Annotated in this window: 21 protein-coding genes; 7 read left to right on the plus strand and 14 right to left on the minus strand. The window is 55.2% G+C overall.

Features of this window, described 5'->3' with window-relative positions; all coding sequences use genetic code 11:
- Window positions 1-3 precede the first annotated feature (3 nt).
- The 8 genes from ugpE to SBO83_RS19535 form a co-directional block, all read right to left on the minus strand.
- Window positions 4-849, minus strand: coding sequence for a sn-glycerol-3-phosphate ABC transporter permease UgpE (gene ugpE, locus SBO83_RS19500; RefSeq protein WP_396132650.1), 846 nt, complete (start codon window positions 847-849; stop codon window positions 4-6).
- Window positions 846-1,733, minus strand: a complete 888-nt coding sequence (gene ugpA, locus SBO83_RS19505) for a sn-glycerol-3-phosphate ABC transporter permease UgpA (RefSeq protein ID WP_396132651.1) — start codon at window positions 1,731-1,733, stop codon at window positions 846-848. The genes ugpE and ugpA overlap by 4 nt, the downstream gene beginning before the upstream one ends.
- Before the next feature lie 183 nt (window positions 1,734-1,916).
- Window positions 1,917-3,233, minus strand: a complete 1,317-nt coding sequence (gene ugpB / locus SBO83_RS19510) for a sn-glycerol-3-phosphate ABC transporter substrate-binding protein UgpB (protein ID WP_185688829.1) — start codon at window positions 3,231-3,233, stop codon at window positions 1,917-1,919.
- Window positions 3,234-3,426: 193 nt separating this feature from the next.
- Window positions 3,427-4,128 (minus strand): high-affinity branched-chain amino acid ABC transporter ATP-binding protein LivF, encoded by a 702-nt coding sequence (gene livF / locus SBO83_RS19515; protein ID WP_353504401.1) that lies wholly within the window; start codon window positions 4,126-4,128, stop codon window positions 3,427-3,429.
- Window positions 4,129-4,141: 13 nt separating this feature from the next.
- Entirely contained in the window at window positions 4,142-4,912 is a 771-nt protein-coding gene (livG, locus tag SBO83_RS19520) for a high-affinity branched-chain amino acid ABC transporter ATP-binding protein LivG (RefSeq protein WP_100935239.1), read from the minus strand.
- Complete coding sequence (locus SBO83_RS19525) at window positions 4,909-6,198, minus strand: high-affinity branched-chain amino acid ABC transporter permease LivM (RefSeq protein WP_100935238.1); 1,290 nt, start codon at window positions 6,196-6,198, stop codon at window positions 4,909-4,911. Before SBO83_RS19525 ends, livG begins: the two co-directional genes overlap by 4 nt.
- Complete coding sequence (gene livH / locus SBO83_RS19530) at window positions 6,195-7,121, minus strand: high-affinity branched-chain amino acid ABC transporter permease LivH (protein WP_034794855.1); 927 nt, start codon at window positions 7,119-7,121, stop codon at window positions 6,195-6,197. Before livH ends, SBO83_RS19525 begins: the two co-directional genes overlap by 4 nt.
- Window positions 7,122-7,208: 87 nt before the next feature.
- The gene (locus SBO83_RS19535) at window positions 7,209-8,324 is read right to left on the minus strand and encodes a high-affinity branched-chain amino acid ABC transporter substrate-binding protein (RefSeq protein ID WP_396132652.1); all 1,116 of its coding nucleotides are present in this window, start codon (window positions 8,322-8,324) and stop codon (window positions 7,209-7,211) included.
- Between the two features lie 420 nt (window positions 8,325-8,744).
- Here SBO83_RS19535 and panM point away from each other — a divergent pair, with 420 nt between their 5' ends.
- The gene (gene panM / locus SBO83_RS19540; RefSeq protein WP_396132653.1) at window positions 8,745-9,128 is read left to right on the plus strand and encodes an aspartate 1-decarboxylase autocleavage activator PanM; all 384 of its coding nucleotides are present in this window, start codon (window positions 8,745-8,747) and stop codon (window positions 9,126-9,128) included.
- Between the two features lie 90 nt (window positions 9,129-9,218).
- Here panM and rpoH read toward each other — a convergent pair whose 3' ends face one another.
- The 4 genes from rpoH to ftsY form a co-directional block, all read right to left on the minus strand.
- Window positions 9,219-10,076: an RNA polymerase sigma factor RpoH gene (rpoH, locus tag SBO83_RS19545; RefSeq protein WP_034794850.1), complete on the minus strand. Its 858-nt coding sequence runs from the start codon at window positions 10,074-10,076 to the stop codon at window positions 9,219-9,221.
- Window positions 10,077-10,486: 410 nt separating this feature from the next.
- Window positions 10,487-11,467 carry a permease-like cell division protein FtsX gene (gene ftsX, locus SBO83_RS19550; protein WP_353504397.1) on the minus strand — a complete coding sequence of 327 codons (981 nt, stop codon included), beginning with the start codon at window positions 11,465-11,467 and terminating at the stop codon, window positions 10,487-10,489.
- Window positions 11,457-12,128, minus strand: a complete 672-nt coding sequence (gene ftsE, locus SBO83_RS19555; protein WP_396132654.1) for a cell division ATP-binding protein FtsE — start codon at window positions 12,126-12,128, stop codon at window positions 11,457-11,459. The genes ftsX and ftsE overlap by 11 nt, the downstream gene beginning before the upstream one ends.
- Before the next feature lie 5 nt (window positions 12,129-12,133).
- Entirely contained in the window at window positions 12,134-13,687 is a 1,554-nt protein-coding gene (ftsY, locus tag SBO83_RS19560; protein ID WP_396132655.1) for a signal recognition particle-docking protein FtsY, read from the minus strand.
- A 225-nt stretch (window positions 13,688-13,912) separates the two neighbouring features.
- Between ftsY and rsmD the strand changes: the two genes are divergently transcribed.
- Together rsmD and SBO83_RS19570 are read left to right on the plus strand one after the other, a co-directional pair.
- Window positions 13,913-14,530, plus strand: a complete 618-nt coding sequence (gene rsmD, locus SBO83_RS19565) for a 16S rRNA (guanine(966)-N(2))-methyltransferase (RefSeq protein WP_396132656.1) — start codon at window positions 13,913-13,915, stop codon at window positions 14,528-14,530.
- 1 nt (window position 14,531) lies between these two features.
- The gene (locus tag SBO83_RS19570; RefSeq protein WP_034794836.1) at window positions 14,532-14,810 is read left to right on the plus strand and encodes a DUF1145 family protein; all 279 of its coding nucleotides are present in this window, start codon (window positions 14,532-14,534) and stop codon (window positions 14,808-14,810) included.
- Between the two features lie 13 nt (window positions 14,811-14,823).
- On the opposite strand, the gene SBO83_RS19575 is transcribed toward SBO83_RS19570, so the two are convergent.
- Entirely contained in the window at window positions 14,824-15,195 is a 372-nt protein-coding gene (locus SBO83_RS19575; RefSeq protein WP_396132657.1) for a DUF2500 domain-containing protein, read from the minus strand.
- 194 nt (window positions 15,196-15,389) lie between these two features.
- Here SBO83_RS19575 and SBO83_RS19580 point away from each other — a divergent pair, with 194 nt between their 5' ends.
- Both SBO83_RS19580 and SBO83_RS19585 read left to right on the plus strand, forming a co-directional pair.
- Window positions 15,390-16,016, plus strand: coding sequence for a lysoplasmalogenase (locus tag SBO83_RS19580; protein WP_396132658.1), 627 nt, complete (start codon window positions 15,390-15,392; stop codon window positions 16,014-16,016).
- Between the two features lie 133 nt (window positions 16,017-16,149).
- A complete protein-coding gene (locus SBO83_RS19585; RefSeq protein ID WP_396132659.1) occupies window positions 16,150-18,519 on the plus strand; it encodes a zinc/cadmium/mercury/lead-transporting ATPase in 2,370 nt (789 codons plus the stop codon).
- A 4-nt stretch (window positions 18,520-18,523) separates the two neighbouring features.
- Here SBO83_RS19585 and tusA read toward each other — a convergent pair whose 3' ends face one another.
- Complete coding sequence (tusA, locus tag SBO83_RS19590) at window positions 18,524-18,781, minus strand: sulfurtransferase TusA (protein ID WP_100935231.1); 258 nt, start codon at window positions 18,779-18,781, stop codon at window positions 18,524-18,526.
- Window positions 18,782-19,095: 314 nt separating this feature from the next.
- Between tusA and SBO83_RS19595 the strand changes: the two genes are divergently transcribed.
- Window positions 19,096-19,767 (plus strand): 7-cyano-7-deazaguanine/7-aminomethyl-7-deazaguanine transporter, encoded by a 672-nt coding sequence (locus SBO83_RS19595; protein WP_034794831.1) that lies wholly within the window; start codon window positions 19,096-19,098, stop codon window positions 19,765-19,767.
- Between the two features lie 232 nt (window positions 19,768-19,999).
- Complete coding sequence (locus SBO83_RS19600) at window positions 20,000-20,566, plus strand: DcrB family lipoprotein (RefSeq protein ID WP_396132660.1); 567 nt, start codon at window positions 20,000-20,002, stop codon at window positions 20,564-20,566.
- Window positions 20,567-20,638: the final 72 nt, after the last annotated feature.

Raw genomic sequence — 20,638 nt, forward strand, 5'->3', positions numbered from 1 at the left:
GTATTACTTCTCACTGTCTACCAGACCGCGCACAAACCAGCGCTGCATCAGGAGCACCACCGCAAGCGGGGGCAATAAAGTCAAAATCATCGCTGCCATGACCTGATTCCACTGGGTGGAACCGTCGCCGGAAGAGATCATGCTTTTAATTCCCGCCACCGCCGTGCCCATCGAGGCGTCGCTGGTGATGAGAATTGGCCACAGATACTGGTTCCAGCCGTAGATAAAGGTGATGACAAACAGCGCCGCCAGATTGGTTTTCGATAACGGCAGAACGATGTCCCAGAAGAAGCGCATGGCGCTCGCGCCGTCAATACGCGCGGCTTCTAGCAGCTCGTCCGGCAAGGTCATAAAGAACTGGCGGAACAGGAAGGTGGCGGTGGCCGAGGCCATCAGGGGCAGCGTCAGGCCGGTGTAGCTGTCCATCATGTTCAGGTTGGAAATCACCTGAATGGTCGGGAAGATACGCACTTCAACCGGCAGCATCAGCGTCAAGAAAATCAGCCAGAAGAATAAGTTACGCAGCGGGAAACGGAAGTAGACGATGGCGTAAGCCGACAGCATCGACACCGAAATTTTGCCGATGGTGATGACCATCGCCATGATAAAGCTGTTCACCAGCATGCGACCAAAGGCCGGGCTGCCCTCGCCGACGCCCTGGTTCCAGATAGTGCGGATGTTTTCCCACAGGTGCGAACCCGGTATCAGCGACATCGGCACGTCGAAAATCTGTTTGTTATCCAGCGTTGCCGCGACAAAAGCCACGTACAACGGGAACAGGATCACCAGCACGCCGAGGATAAGCATGGTGTGGCTGAAAATATCCAGCCCTTTACGGTTCTCAATCATTGGTAACGCACCTTACGCTCGACAAAGCGGAACTGAATAAACGTCAGGCCGCATACCAGCACCATCAACACCACTGACTGCGCGGCGGAGCTGGAGAGATCCAGACCGGAGAAACCTTCGCGGTACACCTTATAAATCAAGGTGGTGGTCGCCTGAACCGGGCCGCCCGCGGTCGCCGCATCAATCACCGGGAAGGTGTCGAAGAAGGCGTAAACCAAGTTAACCACCAGCAGGAAGAAGCTCACTGGCGAAATCAGCGGCAGCACCAGATTGAAGAAGCGGCGCACCGGGCCCGCGCCGTCAATGGCGGCGGCTTCAACCAGTGATTTAGGGATAGATTGCAACGCGGCGAGGAAGAACAGGAAGTTGTAGCTCACCTGCTTCCAGACCGAGGCCAACACCACTAAGAACATCGCCTGTCCGCTGTTCTGCGCGTGGTTCCAGTTATAGCCGATTGCCCCAAGGAAGTGGGTGATAAGGCCGAGGCCGGGGCTAAACAGGAACATCCAGAGCACGGCGGCCACGGCGGGCGCGACGGCGTACGGCAGGATCATTAGCGTCTGGTAAATACGGCTGGCGCGCACCACGTGGTCCACCAGCGCGGCAAAAAACAGCGAGACGGCCAGTCCGATAAACGCCACGAGGAAACTGAATCTCAGCGTGGTGTAGAAAGAGTCGAGGTAGTAGGAGTCCTGAAACAACTGTTTGAAGTTGCTCAGCCCGACAAACTCACTCGATAAACCGAAAGGATCCAGCGTTTGCACCGAATACCACAAGGCTTGACCGGCAGGCCATAAAAAGAAAATCACGGTGATCAGCAGTTGCGGCAACACCAGCGCGTAAGGCAGCCAGCTACAACCAAAACCGGGGCGATGTGAACTCATAGTGGGTTACTCGTTAAAGCGAAAAGACAAGAGATAGAATCGAAGAAAGGCAACTCGGTACGAGGCGTAGCGAGCAAAGCCAGACTGGGTGCGGACAGCGCGCAGAAACCGCAGTGGACATTGAGTCCATGAGGATTTCGAGCACTGCCCAATCCCAGACTGGCGAAGCGCAGTAGCCGATAGTTACTTAGTGGAAGCTTCGAAGCGACGCAGTAACAGGTTCCCGCGCTCTACAGCTGAATCCAGAGCCTGCTGAGCCGTCTTCTTGCCGCTCCACACGCTTTCCAACTCTTCGTCTACGATGGTACGAATCTGTGGCATGTTGCCCAGACGCAGACCCTTAGTGAACGGCAATGGTGGCTTGTTCAGCATCTGGCGAGTGGCGACGTCAGAACCCGGGTTCTTCTCGTAGAAGCCTTGTTGCTTAGTCAGCTCATACGCCGCAGTCGTCACTGGCAGGTAACCGGTTTTCTGGTGCCATTCAGCGGCGATAGCCGGCGTGGTCAGGAATTGCAGGAACTCAGCCACGCCTTTGTAGGTTTCTTTATCTTTACCGTTCATCACCCACAGGCTTGCACCGCCGATGATGGCGTTCTGTGGCGCGTCTTTCACGTCAGCGTCGTACGGCATCATGCCTACGCCGTAGTTGAATTTGGCGTACTGACGGATGTCAGCCAGTGAACCTGAAGACGCGGTGGTCATCGCGCAGTCGCCGTTGTAAAACTTGGCGGTAGACTCGTCTTTACGACCCAAGTAGGTGAAATCACCCTTCTTGTTCATGTCTTCCAGCATCTGGATGTGCTTAACCTGCAACGGTTTGTTGAATTCCAGAACCGCGTCAGTGCCATCGAAGCCGTTGTTTTTGGTGGCGATTGGCAGTGCATGCCATGCGCTGAAGTTCTCAATCTGAATCCAACCCTGCCAGCCGCTGGCGTAACCGCACTTCACGCCTGACTGACGCAGCTTCTCGGTGTAAGCCGCCATGTCCTGCCAGGTTTTTGGCGGTTGGTCAGGGTTCAGGCCAGCCTTCTTAAAGGCGTCTTTGTTGTAGTACAGCACCGGCGTGGAGCTGTTGAAAGGCTGTGACAGCAGGCGCCCTTTAGAATCCGAATAATAGCCCGAGACAGTCGGAACGAACTGGGAAACGTCTTCTTTGATGCCCGCGTCGGAAAAGACTTCGTAGACCGGCTTGATCGCTTTACTCGCCATCATGGTCGCCGTGCCTACTTCATAAACTTGCAGAATCGCCGGGGCTTTGCCGCTACGGTAAGCCGCGATGCCTGCTGCCAGACTTTCGTCATACTTGCCTTTGTAAACTGGCACGATTTTGACGTCTGGATGAGCCTGGTTAAAACGGTCGGCCAGAGAGTTAACCTCTTTGCCCAACTCGCCGTCCATTGAATGCCAGAAAGGTATTTCCGTTACCGCCATCGCCTGGGTGCTGAACGCGAATGCCAGCGCAATGCAAAGTGTCGTTTTTGTAACAGCGTGCTTAAGCATGCTTGTCTCCTGAAGAGGGCTGTGTAGTGACGGTGTCGTAAGGATCTTCTTATTCGGGAGCTAACATGACATGCATAAATGACAGAAAAATAATGATTTGGTTACAGGCAGGTGACAGCAGAGTTACGAAAGAGAGAAAAATAAAAGTAAAAAGGACATCCGGAGATGTCCTTTAAGTGGCAGCGAATTTTAATTAAGCGCCGAGATAAGCAGATCTAACAGCTTCGTTGGCTAATAGAGCTGCGCCACTGTCCTCCAGCACCACGTGTCCGTTTTCCAGCACGTAGCCACGGTCCGCCAGCTTCAAGGCCTGATTGGCGTTTTGCTCGACCAGGAAGATAGTCATCCCCTCTTCGCGCAGCTGTTGGATGGTGTCGAAAATCTGCTGAATGATAATTGGTGCTAAACCTAGCGAAGGCTCGTCGAGCAGCAGCAGGCGCGGCTGGCTCATCAATGCCCGGCCAATCGCCAGCATCTGCTGTTCCCCGCCGGACATGGTGCCGGAACGCTGAGCGCGACGCTCTTTCAAACGTGGGAACAGCTCGAACACGCGCTGGAGGCGCTGCTGATACTGGTCGCGGGTGGCAAAGAAGCCGCCCATCGCCAGATTCTCCTCTACCGTCATGCGCGAAAACACCCGACGCCCTTCCGGCACGATGGCGATATCGCCACGCATGATTTTGGCGGTCGGCCACTGGGTGATGTCCTGACCTTCAAAAACAATAGAGCCATGGCTGGCGCGAGGCTCGCCGCACAGGCTACCCAGCAGCGTGGTTTTGCCCGCGCCGTTGGCCCCGATAAGGGTAACAATTTCACCCTTATTGATGTGCAGGCTGACTTCGTGCAGCGCCTGAATTTTGCCGTAATGGGCGGATACCTGATTAAATGACAACATCGCGTTCTGCCCCTTACCCTTCGCCCAAGTACGCACGAATGACGTCTGGGTTATTACGAATTTCTGCCGGAGTGCCCTGTGCCAGCGGCGTTCCCTGATTCACCACATAGATGCGGTCTGAAATTCCCATCACCAGCTTCATGTCATGTTCGATCAATAAAACTGACACCTTATGCTGGTTACGCAGCTCGGCGATCAGCTGGTTTAGCTCTTCCGTTTCGCGCGGGTTAAGCCCGGCAGCGGGTTCGTCGAGCATCAGGATTTCAGGGCGCGTCACCATACAACGGACGATTTCCAGACGGCGCTGCTGGCCGTAAGCCAGATTCCCCGCCTGACGGTTGGCCAGTTCGAGCAAGCCGACGCGTTCCAGCCAGTCCGCGGCGCGGTCCAAGGCTTCGGCCTCGGCTTTACGAAAGCCCGGCGTCTTAAACAGGCCAGCCAGCATGCCGCTTTTAAGGTGTTGATGCTGGGCTACCAGCAGGTTTTCAATCACGGTCATTTCGCGGAACAGGCGCACATGCTGGAAGGTTCGCACCACGCCCATGCGGGCAATCTTCTGGCCCGGCAAACCCTCGAGATGCTGGTCGCGCAGCTTGATGGTGCCGCCGCTTGGCTTATAAAAACCGGTCAGGCAGTTAAACACCGTGGTTTTACCAGCGCCGTTGGGGCCAATCAGCGAGACGATTTCGCCCTGATTGAGGTTTAACGCCACGTTGTTCACCGCCAGCAGGCCGCCAAAACGCATCATCAACCCTTCGACTGACAAGAGAGGTTGCGTACTCATGCTTGCTCTCCTTTGTCAGCGATTTGTCTTTTCGACAACTTCAATTTTAACTGCGGGCGTTTCATCGGCAACAGGCCCTGTGGACGCCAAATCATCATCAGAACCATCAATGCACCGAGCAGCAACATGCTGTATTCATTCAAATCACGCATCAGTTCGCGCGACACCACCAGCAGGATAGCCGCCAGAATGACCGCAAACTGCGAGCCCATGCCGCCCAACACCACGATAGCCAGCACGAAGGCAGACTCGACGAAGGTGAAGGATTCCGGGCTGACGAAGCCCTGACGCGCGGCGAACAGTGTCCCGGCGAAACCGGCAAACGCGGCGCTGATAGTAAAGGCGGTGAGCTTGATGCGCGTCGGGTTAAGGCCCAGCGAGCGGCAGGCGATCTCATCTTCACGCAGGGCTTCCCACGCGCGGCCCAGCGGCATGCGCAACAGGCGGTTGATGACGAACAGGGTCAGGACCACCAACAGCAGCGCTACCATATATAAGAAGATGATGCGATCGCTCGGGTCATAGGCCACGCCAAAGAAGTTACTGAAGGTGTCCCAGCCGCCGTCGCGCGGGGTGCGGCTAAATTCCAGACCAAACAGCGTCGGTTTTGGAATTTGGCTAATGCCGTTCGGCCCGCCGGTGATCGAGGTGTTGTTCAGTAGCAGAATGCGGACGATTTCCCCAAAGCCGAGGGTGACGATCGCCAAATAGTCGCCGCGCAGCCTGAGCACCGGGAAGCCGAGCAGGAAGCCAAAGGCGGCGGAAACCAGCCCCGCCAGCGGCAACGCTTCCCAAAAACCGATGCCATAATAGTGATTCAGCAGCGCGTAGGTGTAGGCACCGATGGCGTAAAAACCGCCGTAGCCCAGCACCAGCAGGCCAGACAGGCCAACCACCACGTTCAGCCCAAGGCCAAGCATGATGTAGATCAGGGTCAGGGTGGCGATGTCCACCGTGCCGCGTGAGACAATAAAGGGCCACGCGATAGCGGCAATAATCAGCACCAGCGCCAGCAGTTTCTGCTTCGGCGTTGAACCGTCAAAGCTCGGCAGGACAAAGCTTGGGCCAGAGATTTTCTTCAGGCCGCTGCTCATCAGTGGGCGGAACAGTTGGAAGACGAACACCACGGCACAGCCGATGGCAATCCACGTCCAGCGCACTTCGCCTGCGCCATTCACCACCAGCTTGGTGCCATCAAGGCTCAGTTGCAGCCCCATGATAAAGGAGGCTAAAACCAGTAAAACGAAGGCGGAGAGCAACGCGTTAAACAGGTTGAGATGCTTCATACTTTCTCAACCTCCGGGCGACCCAAGATGCCAGTTGGCAACACCAGCAACACCACGATCAGCAGGGCAAACGACACCACGTCTTTATATTCGGTGCTGAGATAGGCCGAGGTCAGGGCTTCGGCTACGCCTAAAATCAGGCCGCCAATCATCGCGCCCGGAATGCTGCCGATGCCACCGAGAACCGCCGCGGTGAAGGCTTTCATCCCCGCCATAAAGCCAATGTACGGGTTAATCACGCCATAGAATTGCCCCAGCAGCACGCCCGCCACCGCCGCCATTAATGCGCCGATAACGAAGGTCAGGGAGATCACGCGGTCAGTGCTAATGCCCAGCAGGCTGGCCATTTTCAAATCTTCGGCGCAGGCGCGACAGGCGCGACCCATGCGGGAATAGCGGATAAACAGCGTCAGGGCCAGCATGGCGACAAAAGTCACAATCCAGATGATGAGCTGCATGGTGCTGATAGTCGCGGCAAAGCCGTTGGCGACACCGAGCGTCCACTGGCCGGTGACCAAGCTTGGCAGCGCGAGGTCGCGCGAGCCTTGGGTCAGGCTGACGTAGTTTTGCAGGAATATCGACATCCCGATGGCGGAGATCAGCGCAATCAGGCGTTTAGAATTTCGCACTGGCTTATAGGCCACGCGCTCAATGCTCCAGCCGTAGGCACTGGAGATCACAATCGCGGCGATGAATCCGGCGCCGATCAACAACCAGCTGGCGTCGATCCCCATCATCATTAACGCGGCGATGACAATAAAAGAGACATAGCTGCCGATCATATACACCTCGCCGTGGGCGAAGTTGATCATGCCGATAATGCCGTAAACCATGGTGTAGCCAATGGCGATCAGCGCATAGGTGCTGCCCAACGTCACGCCGTTGAACATCTGCTGAATGAAATATAGGAACTGCTCTGACATACCCTATCCTTTTACTTCAAGGGTTTGATAACTGGTGCAACTCCCTCCCCTTTTCAGAAGAGGGAGCGAAGAACCACTTTGCTGCGGTTATGGTTTAATTGGGGTAGAAGTACCGTCTTTGTGCCACTCGAAAATACCAAACTCGAAGCCTTTCAGGTCGCCCTTCTCATCCCAGCTCAGTGGGCCCATCACGGTGTCCACGGATTGAGATTTCAGGTTTTTGGCGATGTCAGCCGGTTCCATACTTCCGCTGCGTTCCATACCGGTCGTCAGAGCTTGCAGCGCGGCGTAGGTGGTCCAGACGAATGGGCCAGTTGGGTCTAGCTTTTTGGCTTTCAGCGCATCAACGATTGGCTGGTTAGCAGGAACCTGGTCATAACGTTTTGGCAGAGTCACCAACATGCCTTCGGAAGCATCACCGGCGATGTTGGACAGGGAAGAGTTACCCACGCCTTCCGGACCCATGAATTTCGCATTCAGACCGGCTTGTTTTGACTGGCGCAGGATCTGGCCCATTTCCGGATAGTAGCCACCGAAGTAAACGAAATCGACGTTCTCTTTCTTCAGACGCGCCACCAGCGTGGAGAAGTCTTTGTCGCCTGCAGTGATACCTTCGAACAGCACCACGTTACCGCCGTTTTTCTTCAGGCTATCCTGCACGGAGCGCGCCAGACCTTCGCCGTACTGCTGCTTGTCATGAACCACGGCAATGCGCTGTGGCTTGATAGTATTGAGGATGTATTTCGCCGCCGTAGGGCCCTGATCGGAGTCCAAACCGGTAGTGCGCATAATCAGCTTGTAGCCACGGGTGGTCAGGTCAGCGTTGGTTGCCGCCGGGGTAATCATAAGCACGCCTTCATCTTCATAGATGTCAGAAGCGGGCTGAGTAGAAGAAGAGCACAGGTGGCCGATAACATAACGGATACCGTCGTTAATCACTTTGTTGGCCACCGCCACGGCTTGTTTCGGGTCACAGGCATCGTCGTATTCCACGCCAATCAGTTTGTCACCCTTGATGCCGCCTTTAGCATTGATATCAGCGATAGCTTGTTTTGCGCCGGTGAATTCCATGTCGCCGTATTGCGCTACCGGGCCTGACATGGCGCCGACGATGGCGACTTTGATGTCTTTCGCCACGGCGGCTTGGCTCATTGCCAATGCGATACAGCCGGCCAGCAATACTTTTCCTGATTTCATATTCATCCTGATACCCCATCTAATGATTTGTGATGTGTGTTTGTTGTGTTGTTTTGGCATTTCTCGCCTGCTTAAAATATCGTCACTTAAGAAATTTGTTATAAGTTATAATACGTTAGCGGCTTATCGGGTCTTATTTTCAAATAAGACTTTATTTTTCATGCCATTAAACAGGAATATTCTGCTGCAAATCAAATGTCACAATCAGAAACAAGAGGTGTAAACAGAATTTTATTTGGGTATAAATGCGGCTATGGGCAACGGCTACAGCGGTTAACGCTGCCTTTACTGATTAAAGCCAACATTTATCGCTTATAGTTGGATCGCCGAAAAAGTTTTTGCTCTGTTACTGTACAAAAAAAGTTACGCGCCCGGCGGGTGGGCAATCCGCTATAATGTGCGCCTGTTTATCTGCCTGTTCGCCTCATGAAATTAACCATTCAAAAACTCGATTCGCTTAGTGCGCAAGACTTGATAGATCTGGCAAAAATCTGGCCGGAGCAGTCTCCTGCCGAGTGGCAAAGCTGGCTCAGTGGGAACCGCGCCCTGTTTGCTGCAAAATTTAACGAGCGTCTGTTGGCGGCGGTTAAAGTCAGCCTGACAGGCGAAAGTGCTGAACTGCAGGATTTGCTGGTGCGCGAAGTCACCCGTCGCCGCGGCGTGGGTTTATATCTGGTAGAGGATACGCTGGCACAGATGCCGGAACTCACCCACTGGACGATGAAAGCCGAAGCTGACCCAGTCCTCGATGCCTTTATGCTGGCCTGTAAATTCCATAAAACCGCCGATGGCTGGGAATGGAATCGCTAAACGGCTTGAACGCTGAAATTTAGGCATAAAAAAAGCGACCCGCAGGTCGCTTTTTCTTTATTTGCTGAAGTACAGCGGCTGAAGTGCTGCTTAGGCTTCAATCGCCAGACGCAGTTTCTTCATCGCGTTCTTCTCAAGCTGACGAACACGCTCTGCGGAAACGCCGTACTTGTCGGCCAGCTCCTGCAAGGTGGTTTTGTTGTCGTCATCTAACCAGCGAGCGCGGATGATGTCCTGGCTACGCTCGTCCAAACCTTCCATTGCATAGGTCAGTTTGTCGGTCGCGTCGCGATCCCAGTTATCTTCCTCAATGCTTTCTGCGAAGTCTGAACTCTTATCTTGCAGGTAAAGCATCGGCGCCATCGCGGCACCGTCGCGTGGTTCATCATCTGGAGTCGGGTCAAACGTCATGTCCTGTGCGGCCATCCGTGATTCCATTTCCAGAACGTCTTTGCTGGTCACACCCAGCTCGCGAGCAACGTGCTCCACTTCGTCATGGCTGAACCAGCCCAGACGCTGTTTGTTTTTACGCAGGTTGAAGAACAACTTACGCTGCGCCTTAGTGGTAGCAACTTTCACGATACGCCAGTTACGCAGCACGTATTCGTGAATCTCTGCTTTGATCCAGTGCACCGCGAAGGAGACCAGACGCACGCCCACTTCTGGGTTGAAGCGGCGAACCGCTTTCATCAGGCCGATATTGCCTTCTTGGATAAGGTCAGCCTGTGGCAGACCGTAGCCTGAATAGTTGCGGGCGATGTGAGCAACAAAGCGCAGGTGAGACAGGATCAGATGTTTCGCTGCTTCCAGATCACCATCGTAATGCAGCCGTTCAGCCAGCGCCCGTTCTTCCTCTGCGGTGAGCATAGGATAAGTGTTGGCGGCCCGAATATAGGCTTCCAGACTACCTTGGGGAACTAATGCTAAAGTTTGCATTTCTTTTGTCATTCAAAGCCTCTCATGTATGACGTTATGCAGGTTTTATACTGCGTTGCTGCGGAGTGAATACCGCATTGCCCTAACGGCGTACTAACAAAAACAACGCAGAGCCCTTCATATTTACTGCTTTTCTGAATACTGCTTTTCTCACTCATCTTTGCTGCATGTCTGGCGAGAGTCAGTGCGCCCATTCACCGCCAGCGGGTAAATTTTTACCACACTCTAAGACCGCGAATTGCACGTAAAGTTCCTAATCTGCGCAATTGCAACTTAGCGACTTTATGTGACGAACTGGCTACCGGATAGGGAATTCGTGCTTTCAGGGAGGAAGAGATGTAAGACAAGATGTTGGAACGCTAAATCAGCTCTTCCCCTGCACAGGATCCTTTGCAGCAGGAGAAGAGTATACCAAAAAATCGCTATTGTGGTGTAAATCGCCGTAAATGTTGTACGGTTGCCAGCCAGGCTGCGATCCAGCCAATCATCGCGGAAATCAGCAGTAATAGCAGGCTTTCATCCCACGCGAGACCGTGCAGGTCAAAGGTGGTGCCGAACACTTTCGCCACCTGCGTCACCACGCTTTCTAAGCGCAAGACTAAGGCTTCGGAAAGGATCAGTGACAGCAAGGCACCACAGAAACCGAGCATCGCGCCGCCGTTAAGGAAGGGCCGCAGGATAAAGCCGTCGGTCGCGCCGATGAGCTTCATCACGTTAATGGTGTCGCGGCGGCTGAAGATGCTTAACCGCACGCTGTTACCGATAACCAAGAACACCGCGACAATCATCAGCACGCCAATCATCGCCGCCACCTGCCCGACGAGGCCAGTGAGCGCCGCCAGCCTTGCGAACCAACTGTCATCCATTCGCACTTCATCGACCCCCTGCACGGCCGCCACGCGGTCGCGTAAGGTGTTGAGCGTGTTGGAGTCCTGGAAATTCATCTTCGGCGTAATGATAGCCACGGCGGGCAGTGGATTCTGCTCCAGCATGTCCATCGCGCCGCCAAAGCCAGACCAGTTGCGGAACTCGCCCATGGCTTCGTCGCGTGACAAGTAGTTGACCTTGTCGACACCCGCCTCGGCTTTCAATGCCTTGATGACATTTTCGGCCGCGTTGTCATCCAGCGCTTTGTCGAGGTAAACCGTCAGCTGTGGCGTCGGATACCACTGCTCGGCGGCGGTACTGACGTTTTTCCACACCAAATAACAGACGCTCGGCAGAGTCAGGGAAATTGCGATAACCATGATAGTCAGCAAGGTCGCCAGAGGCTGACGCATCATGTCGGCCAAGGCGTTCATCCACGCGTAGCGCCACTGCTCACGCCAGCCGCCCTGTAGGGCTTTGCTTTTCGCGACGCGCGCGCTTTTGGCTGTTTTGGTCGGCTTAGGGCTATTGGCCATAATGCGAGCCTCCCGCCATACGCCCCTGACTCAGGGTCAGAGTACGGTAGTTACGACGGGCAATCAGTGCCATGTCATGAGTTGCCATTAAAACGGTCACGCCTACACGGTTGAACTCTTCAAACAAACGCAAAATGCCTTCCGAAAGCGCATCATCAAGGTTACCGGTCGGTTCATCCGCCAGTAATACCGCAGGTTTATTCACCACGGCGCGGGCAATGCCGACGCGCTGCTGTTCACCACCGGAGAGTTGGATCGGGAAGTTCTTCGCTTTGTCGAGCAGCCCCACTTTGTCCAAAGCGGCGGAGACGCGGCGGCGAATATCTTCACTGCTGGCCCCGGCGATGATCAGCGGCATCGCCACGTTGTCATACACCGTGCGGTCCATCAGCAGGTGGTGGTCCTGGAAAATCATGCCAATCTGGCGGCGCAAAAACGGCACTTCGCTGGCTTTCAGGCGGCTGATGTCGTGACCGCCAAACAAAATGTGTCCGGCACTTGGGCGTTCAATCCCACATATCAATTTCAGCAGGGTACTTTTACCCGCGCCGGAATGACCTGTCAGGAAAGCCATCTCAGCTTGCTGGATGTGAAAATCGACGCCTTGCAGCGCCTGTCGCCCGCCTAGATAAGCTTTACTGACCTGTTCAAAGCGAATCATCCGTATTAATCCTCTCGGGCAAAAAGTGCCTCAATAAAATCGTCAGCCTTAAATGGCCGTAAATCTTCGATGCCTTCACCTACCCCGATGTAACGGATAGGAATTTCAAACTGGTCGGCGATGGCGAAGATAACCCCACCTTTAGCGGTACCGTCCAGTTTAGTCAAAGTAATACCGGTCAGACCCACGGCTTCATTGAATAATTTTGCCTGACTCACCGCATTCTGGCCGGTGCTGGCATCGAGCGTCAGCATAACCTCATGAGGGGCGTCTTCGTCCAGTTTTTTCATGACGCGGACAATCTTCTTCAGCTCTTCCATCAGGTGCGATTTATTCTGCAAACGCCCGGCGGTGTCGGCGATCAACACGTCGATGCCACGGGCCTTGGCGGCCTGAATGGCGTCGAAAATTACCGAGGCAGAATCTGCACCAGTATGCTGGGCAATCACTGGGATCTTGTTGCGCTGTCCCCACACTTGCAGCTGTTCTACTGCCGCCGCGCGGAAGGTATCGCCCGCCGCCAGCATCACGGATTTGCCTTCGGCTTCAAACTGGCGCGCCAATTTACCGATAGTGGTCGTCTTACCCACGCCGTTTACGCCAACCATCAGAATGACATACGGGCTTTTGCCACTGACATCCAGCGGTTGATCGACTTTGGCCAGAATTTCGGACATTTCTTCCTTCAGCTTGCCGTACAGCGCGTCCGCGTCTTTCAACTGCTTGCGGCTGGCGTGTTCGGTCAGCGAAGTGATGATTTTACGGGTGGTTTCGACGCCCACGTCGGCAACGATCAGCTGCTCTTCCAGCTCCTCGAACAAATCGTCATCAATCTTCTTGCCGCGGAACAGGCTGATAAAGCCTGAGCCAAGATTTTGCTTAGTTTTAACCAGACTGCGCTTAAGACGGGCGAAGAAGCCCTCTTTGGTCGGGCGATCTTGCTCAGTTTCGCTGGCTGGCAGGGTGATGATAGGTTCCAGCGCGACAGGCAGCGGCTCTTCTTGCGCCAGCTCTTTGGCAATAATGGCATCGTCGATGGTGTCGAGGTCGTCCTGATGCTGGTCAGCGGCGATTTCCTCAGCGGATTCAACGAACTCGTCTTCCACCAGTTCTTCATGCTGCTCGACGGCAACCTGCTCGGTGACAGCAACAATCTCTTCTGCCAACTCTTCAGCGGCTAAATCTTTAGCCACTGCTTCTTCGGCAGACAGTTCATCAAGCACCGGCTCGGCAGGAAGTTCATGCACGGGTTCATAGATAGGTTCGATTTCCACCGCGGCTTCGGCGCTGGTGGTGGTGTCCCACTCGCCGGGGCGATCCTCGACCGGAACGCCGGGAGCTTCGACTTGTTGAGTCTCTTGCGGATGGGCTTCTACAGGGTGAGCGTCATCTTGCAGAAGTTCTTCTTGCGGCAAGCTGTCTGACGAAGGGGATTCAACAACCGGCTCTGGCTGTTCAATGTGAGCTTCTTGTTCCTGCGCTTCGGTTTTTTGCTGCTCTTCTTCCTGACGGCCACGCCCAAACCAGGAGAAAAAACCGCGTTTTTTATCTTTTGCCATTTTACAACTTCACTCCTCGCCGTTAATTCAGGGCGAACGGATTGTTAATAGGATAATGCCTTGCAGTCTATCACTTTCCACCCGCCCCCTACACACCTGCGTATTGATTTACGGAGAGTATTCAATCAGGAATGTTAAATGTTTCCCCAACGGCGGCACACCAGTAGAATAGCGGCAACTGATTTACTAGCGCGCTGCACTGACGGCGTAATATTGAAGTGAAATATGGCGAAAAAACCTAATACCGCCGCCGCAGGTCAAATTCGACTGATTGGCGGCCAGTGGCGCGGACGAAAATTGCCTGTGCCGAACAGCCCCGGCCTGCGCCCGACCACCGATCGCGTGCGCGAAACCTTATTTAACTGGCTGGCGCCGATGATTCAGGGAGCACGCTGCCTGGACTGCTTCGCGGGCAGCGGCGCGCTGGGTATCGAAGCCCTCTCCCGCTATGCCGGCAGTGCCACCCTGCTAGAGTTCGAACGCCCGGTTGCTCAGCAGTTGGAGAAAAACCTGGCGGTGCTCAATGCCAAAGACGCCACCGTGGTTAACACCAACGCGCTAAGTTGGCTGGCCAAGAACGGCACGCCCTTTGATATCGTGTTTATCGACCCGCCTTTCCGCAAAGGCATTTTGTTAGAAACGCTGACCTTGCTGGAACAACAGGGCTGGCTGGCTGACGAAGCCTGGATTTATGTCGAAGCGGAAGTCGAACACGGCGCAATCCCCGTGCCCGCAGGCTGGCGTCTGCATCGCGAAAAGGTCGCCGGGCAAGTGGCTTACCGTTTGTACCATCGAGATATTGCGCCAAACGCTGGCGAAGAAGATTCTGAACAGGAGCAGTAATATGTTAATTAACGTGGGTCGCTTGTTGATGCTGTGCATCTGGGCATTTTTGCTGATGAATATCATTCATCCGTTTCCAAAACCGATGAAATATTTCCTCGACGTCGCCATGGTGTTCATGTTCTTCATGCACGGCCTGCAAATCATGCTGCTCAAAGCCACCCAAGGTAAAGATCAGAACAAGATTGGTGGCTGGCTCCAGCTGCGCATCTTCCTGTTTGGCGTGTTCGAATTGCTGGCGTGGCAGAAAAAGCAGCCACCGCTGCCGCCGAAGAAGTAGTTATTTCAACTGGTTATCGCTTTTGTGTGTCGTCATCTGCCGCGAAAGCGATAAACCTTGTCCCTTTCACCTGCAAGACTCCCTTCTGGCCCTTCGCCAAGCCGTCGTAATCTTTCATTTCGATTTTTAACTTTATCTCACTGCCACCGACCAGAGGCTTGAAGTAGGCTTCATAATTACGGTCTTCCACCGGGATCTCCTCCCGCTGGCGCGAACGACGATTAGGGGAGAGATAGTCCCGTTTGGCCGTCACTTCCACGGCAATCTCTTTCAGCGGAGCCGCATCGTTATCCGCATTTTCACGGCGCTGGTGCAGGTATTGGCGGGTGGCAAAAAAGGCAATCACCACCAAAACCAGCAGGAAAATCATCGGCGGTTTGCTCATGGTTCAGGTTTCTTCTCTGATGATGGGAACAGTTTTGTTCCGTCACTTTAGCGGCAAATGTAGGGCAATTGCACTAATGCGCGGTGGATTCTGATTGTCGGCGAGGCGCGCTGTCTCCTACACTGAAATCAACACAGGACGGTTTCCTGACAGGCAGCAGTTTGCCTAGGTTTTATTTTAAATAAGGATAAACAATGAGTTGGCCATTTCTTGCCGTATTTTTCTCTGGCTGGTTATACGTGGATGCCAGCTACCGTGGGCCGCGCTGGCAGCGCTGGCTGTTCAAACCCGTCACCTTATTACTGCTGCTGCTTTTAGCCTGGCAAGCGCCGGAGCTGAATGTTTACAGCTATCTGATTTTACTGGGTCTGGCGGCGACGCTGGTGGCAGACGGCCTGTTGCTGCTGCCGGAGGAGCGATTCCTCTACGCCATCGGCGCCTTCTTCCTGTCGCATCTGCTCTATACCCTGAGCTTTGCCAGCCAGATGACGCTGACCTTTTTCTGGCCGCTGCCGCTGGCGCTGATTGTGATTGGCGCGGTACTGTTGGCGGTGATCTGGTCGCGGCTGGCGGAACTGCGTTGGGCGGTGTCCACTTACATCGGCATGACGCTGCTGATGGTGTGGCTGGCGGGTGAGCAGTATTTCGCGCGCAGCACCGATCTGGCTTTCTCCCTGCTGTGCGGCACCCTGCTGCTGTTACTTGGCAACGTGTTCTGGCTGGTGAGCCGCTATCGCTTCAAGTTTAAAGCGGCAGACGCGCTGGTGGCAGCCTGCTATTTCGGCGGCCACTTCCTGATTGTTCGCTCGCTCTACCTCTAATCTTCTGCGCGGAGCCGCCCGGCTCCGCCATTTCACGTCTCCCATAACGTCCTGTGCTATTTTTCCTTGACCTTGGAGTTGACTCCAAGGATTAGACTGTCGGCAATCCCACTCTGTTTCGACAGGAGGCAGTATGTTACAGCCACAAAAACACGCCACCAGCCGCTGCGGCTGCGCGTCAGACAAATGCGCCAAGCCAACCATGCTGCGCATTAATAAAATCAGTGAGAAGGCCCACAGTGAGCCGCATCCGGCTACCTGTTGCAGTGATAAAGCGCCGCTCGCGACGTCAGCTTGCTGCGCATCCGACACCTGTGCGACACAACCCAGTGAGCACTCACCAACTTCTACAGAAGACGACGGCGGTGGTTCGGCCGACGAAGAGAGCGATCCCAGCGGGCTTGGCCAGCAATTAAGCTGGAAAGTGTCCGGCATGGACTGCCCCGCCTGCGCCCGCGCCATTGAAACCGCGGTGGGTAAAATCACCGGCGTGAATAGCGTTAAGGTGCAGTTCTCCACCGAGAAACTGCTGGTGAACGCCGCCACAGACATCTCCCCGCAGGTCCAACAAGCCGTGACGGGTGCCGGTTTCACCCTGCAATCCCTGAATTCGCAGTCTGCGTCGGCACAGGCCGCGCCAGAGAAAACCCCTTCTTTCCTGCAAGAGTATGCACCGCTGCTGGCGTTAATCGCCCTGATGGCGGTGAGCTGGGTGCTGAGCAAAGTCAGCCCGCGTCTGGGAGAAATTGCCTTTATCGCTACCACGCTGGTCGGCCTGTGGCCGGTGCTGCGTCAGGCGATTCGCTCTACCCGCTCCGGTTCGCCATTTACCATTGAAACCCTGATGAGCGTCGCCGCGCTCGGCGCGTTGTTTATCGGCGCGACGGCGGAAGCCGCGATGGTCCTGCTGCTGTTTATGATTGGCGAGCGGCTGGAAGGGTTCGCCGCAAATCGCGCGCGCAGCGGCGTGAAGTCGCTGATGGCGCTGATCCCCGATAGCGCGGTGAAAATGGTCGCAGGCAAACCTGTCAGCGTGGCGGTGAGCGACCTGCGCCCCGGCGATGTGATTGAAGTCGCCGCGGGCGGGCGTTTGCCAACCGACGCCCTGCTGCTCGACAGCGCGGCCAGCTTTGATGAAAGCGCCCTGACCGGTGAGTCCGTCCCGGTCGAACGCCAGCCCGGCGAGAAGATCCCCGCCGGTAGCCTGTGCGTGGACAGCGTTGCAAGGCTGAGCGTGGCGTCAGCGCCGGGAGCCAGCGCCATTGACCGGATTCTGCAATTGATTGAAGAAGCCGACGAGCGCCGCGCGCCCATCGAACGCTTCCTCGACACCTTCAGCCGTTACTACACGCCAGCCATCATGCTGATGTCGCTGCTGGTGATTTTGATCCCGCCGCTGGCGATGGGTCTACCTTGGGAAACCTGGATTTATCGCGGCCTGACGCTGCTATTGATTGGTTGCCCGTGCGCGCTGGTGATCTCCACTCCGGCGGCCATTACCTCCGGGCTGGCGGCGGCCACCCGACAGGGTGCGCTGATTAAAGGCGGCGCGGCGCTGGAGCAGTTAGCCGTAATTCAAACCGTGGCGCTGGATAAAACCGGCACCCTGACCGAAGGTAAGCCAGAAGTCACCGACGTTCAGACGTTCGATGGCGCGAGCGATAACGAGATGCTGAGCCTGGCGGCGGCGGTGGAAGCGGGTTCGCATCACCCTCTGGCGCTGGCCATCATCAACCGCGCGGCTCGGGAAAACCCTCTGCCACTCAATGCGCAAGATCGCCGCGCCTTGGCGGGTTCTGGCGTCGAAGGGGTGGTGTCCGGCAAGAAGATTCAGGTATTAGCGCCGAAGCATCTGGCGAGTGAAAACGTCACTGAGGAGCGCCTGAGCCAAATCGCCGAATGGGAATCTGCCGGTAAAACCGTGGTTGCCGTGCTGCAAGATGGCAAGGCCATCGGCCTGATCGCCATGCAGGACAAGCTGCGCGACGACGCCGTGAGCGCGCTGGCCGAGCTGAAAGCGCTGGGAGTTTCTGCCGTCATGCTGACCGGCGATAACCCCCGCGCCGCCAAAACCATTGCTGACCGACTGGGCATTGATTACCGCGCCGGGCTGCTGCCGGCGGATAAAGTCGAGGCCGTGACCGCGCTGAACGCTAAACATCCAACGGCGATGGTGGGTGACGGTATCAATGACGCGCCGGCCATGAAGGCGGCGCGGATTGGGATTGCCATGGGCAGTGGGACGGACGTAGCGCTGGAAACGGCAGATGCCGCACTGACCCACAATCGCCTGAACGGTCTGGCGGAGATGATTAAGCTGTCGCGCGCCACCCGCGCCAATATCCGCCAGAACATCACCATTGCTCTGGGCCTGAAGGCGATTTTCCTGGTGACGACGCTGATGGGGCTAACCGGGCTGTGGCTGGCGGTGCTGGCTGACTCAGGGGCAACCGCGCTGGTCACCGCCAACGCGTTGCGCCTGCTGCGCAAGAAGAAACAGTAAGCAGTTACTCCGGCTGGAGAAGCCCTTTCGCCAGCAAATAGCGGTACGGCAGCTGTTCAGTGTCGGCCGCTAGCAACGTATGTTCCATAAAACGGCAGAAACCCGGAATGTCGCGGGTGGTGGCGGGGTCATCCGCGATCACCAGCAGGGTTTCGCCGTCTTTCATGCCACGCACCGTTTTACGCACCATCATCACGGGCTCGGGGCAGCGCAAACCTAAGGCATCTAACTGGTGGTCAGGGTTCAAAAAGGGATCATTCATGGTCTGTCTCACGTCGTGGGCCCGGCTAACATCGCCGCGCTTTGAAGGATGACGAGTATACGCCGCAGATTTTCAGGAGCAACCTGCGCCAACGATTGCGCTAAAATTAACCATTGCATTACCCGTCTAAACAGTTAACATGCGCGCCGCGCGCTTGATTGTTAGTTCATCCTAAGAGTGAATTCACAGAAAGAGTCGCGCACCTAAATCGATAAACATTGGGTTCCCTCACCCCAATCAACCACACTCGACATCATGCGTTGTCGCCCAAAGGCGTCAGCGAGCAGGTGAAGGGTATAAAAAGGCCACAATCTATGTATTCGTTCACTGAGCAACAGCGCTTTAATGCGTTGATATGGCTATCTTTATTCCATATCGCCATCATCACTTCCAGTAACTATCTGGTACAGCTGCCGGTTTCTGCTTTCGGCCTGCACACCACCTGGGGTGCTTTCACTTTTCCGTTCATCTTTCTGGCAACCGACCTGACCGTGCGTATTTTTGGCGCGCCGCTGGCTCGACGCATTATTTTGTCCGTCATGATGCCCGCGCTGGTGATCTCCTATGTGATTTCCGCCCTGTTCTTTGAAGCACAGTGGCAAGGGTTTGAAGCCCTGAGCAGCGTCAATATCATGGTTGCCCGTATCGCCACCGCCAGCTTTATGGCCTACGTGCTGGGGCAGATCCTCGACGTGCACGTCTTCAACCGCCTGCGCCAAATGCGCCGCTGGTGGATTGCGCCCGCCGCCGCCATGTTCTTGGGCAACATCAGCGACACTCTGTCTTTCTTCTTCATCGCCTTCTACAAAAGCAGCAATGCATTTATGGCCGACCACTGGGTGGAGATCGCCATGGTGGATTACGCCTTCAAAGTGCTGATCTGTCTGGTGTTCTTCTTGCCGATGTACGGCGTGCTGCTCAATATGCTGCTCAAACGCCTGTCGCAGAGCGGCCATGACGCGCGATTTCCACTGAGTTCACACTAATCGCAGGCGACTCAAGGTTTTTAGCTAAAGTCATTGACGTTGTAGCAAGGCAGCAAACGAGAGAATTCCGATGAGCTGACTTAAGTCAGTGATTCGGATGAAAGAGTGCAGCTAACGCGGCTACAACTTCAAGGACGAAAGATAAATCTGACTTGCATTTGTTTACTGGATGAGTTGCCATAGATGCAGTTAAATCAAGAATCTATGGCGCGTTAAAATCAAAGGATGCCTTATGCGTAACTTAGTGAAATTTGCAGGAATGGCGGTGCTGATTGCAGGTCTTGCGGCTTGCGATGGAAATACCAGCGATAAAGCCGCTGCCGACAAGGGCGCGCCTGCGGCGGCTGCCAGCACCACGGCGGTGCCGGTAAGCCTGCTCGACGGCAAAGTGACCTTCTCCCTGCCACAGGGAATGAGTGACCAGAGCGGCAAGCTCGGCAGTCAGGCCAACAATATGCACGTTTACGCTGACAAAACTGGCCAGAAAGCGGTGATTGTTATCCTTGGCGACAACACCACTGAGTCGCTGGAAGTGCTGGCAACTCGCCTGCAAGACCAGCAGCGCGCGCGTGATACCAACCTGCAAGTGGTGACCAATAAGTCGATTCAGATCAACGGGCAGACGTTGCAGCAGTACGACAGCATCATCTCTTCAGCAGGTCAGCAAGCCTACTCTTCCATCATTTTGGGCAAAGTAGACGACCATCTGCTGACGATTCAAATCTCACTGCCAGCCGATAATCAGCAGCAGGCGCAAACTGCCGCTGAAGCCATTATCAATACGCTGAAAGTGCAGTAAGTCAGATTGCAAATTGCCAGAGCGGGGGCTTGCCCCGCTTTTTACTTTTCGGCCCCCCGTTCCTGTCACGCC

The organism is Ewingella allii (assembly GCF_044430645.1).
Taxonomy (GTDB): Bacteria; Pseudomonadota; Gammaproteobacteria; order Enterobacterales; family Enterobacteriaceae; genus Ewingella; species Ewingella allii.